Raw genomic sequence first — 1,684 nt, 5'->3', positions numbered from 1 at the left:
AAAAAATGCTAAAAAAAATTAAGGTAAGCCTTAGTCATGTATAATATGTTTGCTTACCTTTTTTATTTCTTGGCTCTACCCTGAACCCGAGTTCGACAGTGACTAGGCAAACAAATCGCCTCCCAGCCCTTGATACAGAAGGGCTGAGAGGCAATTGGGCATACTTCTAGCGTGTATCTAGGAGCGAGGATGAATGTCTAGGATCTTCAGAGGAGGCTCCAGCCCTAGAGCCACAGAGGTTTTCCTTTGTTTGGTCGTGATCTTTGTACACTGATAGAGGTCACGATATTTTGAAGAAAAATGTCCTAACGTGGAGCGCTGACATTTGTCTCTTACTTTCGGCCACGATTTTACTCTCGATTCGGATCAAGAGGAGGATTAGACCGTGGAGAAGCACGTGAGCATAGATGCAATCCTCCAATTGATGGTACATTGACAGTAACCACGGTTACCCATCGAATGTACATGTCTATATTATAAACAAAAAAACTTTATATTAAAAGGATTAAATTATAAAGCGTGTGCCTATGAAATTCGGCGTTTTTTCCTAGGTTAACCACCGCTAAACCCTTGATATAACGGCATTTCTGGCATTTTCATTTGCCTAAAATGGGCCTCAAACTGTCGAACTCGGGGTTCCAATAACAGCCGGGCCGTTTGCTTATTTGGAGCATGAAGAATCCCACGAATCTCCTCGAGCAAGGCATCCTGCATATACTTTGGTGCGGCATCGAGGATATTGCGAATAAAATGTGTCTGGCATCGTTGCCATGTAGCGCCTTGGAAATGCTTTTCAATGGCTTGCACCAGCCCACCGTGCTGATCCGAGATGATCAAGTCCACTCCCCGGAGTCCCCGGTCTTTCAGCCATCCGAAGAACTCGCTCCAGCTGGACTCCGATTCACTGTTTCCGATTTGCAGGCCAAGAATTTCTCGATATCCTTCCTCATTCACTCCTGTAGCGATCAACACGGCTCTGGAGCGTACTCGTCCATCCTCCCGGACTTTCGTATAAATAGCATCTACTAGCACAAACGGATACACGTGTTCATGAAGGGAACGATAATTCCAGTCTTGGATAATCGGATCCAGTCCCTTGCACAGTGAGGAGACCGTGGATTTGGAAAACGAAGTGCCGCATAATTCCTCCGTGATTTGAGTGATTTTTCGGGTAGACACCCCGTTTACCACCATTTCCATTAGTGCCAGTACCAGTGCTTGTTCGCTCCGTTGATACCGTTGGAACAGTTCCGTAGAGAACTCCCCATCTCTTGTCCGTGGAACGCGCAAGGTCAACCGTCCTACCCGGGTCGTCAGCTGGCGTGGATACGAACCGTTTCGATAGCCTTTTCGTTCTTCCGTTCGTTCATAACGGCGAGCTCCCAGCTGTTCTTCTACTTGTGCCTCGAGGATTTGATTGAGGACTTGTTCCAATAGCTTAGCTAATCCCTCATCTCTGGTGAATAACCCGTGCAAAAGTTCATCATTTAGGGTAATATGATATTGAGCCATGGTTGCATTCCTCCTTATGTTTGGTGTTTTTGGTCCACTGTTTATTCTACCAAAGGGGAAGCAACATGGCTCTTTTTCTATTTCCCTTTTTACACAATTATATGGACTTAACTAGAAAGAGGGGAAGCTGAGACTTAAATCGACAAAAAAGAATTTATTGTTTAATTTATTG

The 1,684-nt window shown here is 45.1% G+C and carries 1 pseudogene; it reads right to left on the bottom strand.

From position 1 onward, the window contains the following. Nucleotides 1-582 precede the first annotated feature (582 nt). Nucleotides 583-1,512: pseudogene (locus M948_RS42390) on the bottom strand (IS256 family transposase); the annotation flags it as partial. Nucleotides 1,513-1,684 lie beyond the last annotated feature (172 nt).

This window comes from Virgibacillus sp. CM-4 (assembly GCF_000445495.1).
GTDB lineage: Bacteria > Bacillota > Bacilli > Bacillales > Amphibacillaceae > Virgibacillus > Virgibacillus salexigens.
This window is presented reverse-complemented; position numbering and strand designations above follow the sequence as displayed.